The following is a 227-nucleotide window of genomic DNA, read 5'->3' as shown; positions in this document are numbered from 1 at the left end:
TACACCTTAAAAGACAGTGATGGCAGTTTCTCAACTACCACCGTAACCATAACTGTTACTGGCACAAGTGACGGTGCACCGACTGTCACCATCGATGACAATAACGCTGGTGCAACCGGTGACGAAAGCGTCCAAGAAGATGGCTTTGTTACTGGCAATACCTTCACCGTAAACACTCCAGACGGTTTAGGTTCGTTGAGCATTGCCGGCCAAAATATTACTGCGGC

The 227-nt window shown here is 48.5% G+C and carries 1 protein-coding gene; it reads left to right on the top strand.

Annotation, left to right across the window (positions count from 1 at the left end; all coding sequences use genetic code 11):
* A partial coding sequence (locus Q1A41_RS20340; RefSeq protein WP_299983014.1) for a hypothetical protein occupies positions 1-227 on the top strand: 227 nt, incomplete at both ends.

Origin of the sequence: uncultured Pseudoteredinibacter sp., from assembly GCF_947502065.1 — a bacterium.
Taxonomy (GTDB): domain Bacteria; phylum Pseudomonadota; class Gammaproteobacteria; order Pseudomonadales; family Cellvibrionaceae; genus Pseudoteredinibacter.
The sequence above is the reverse complement of the archived record's forward strand: the minus strand, read 5'-3'. Positions and strand labels throughout refer to the sequence as shown.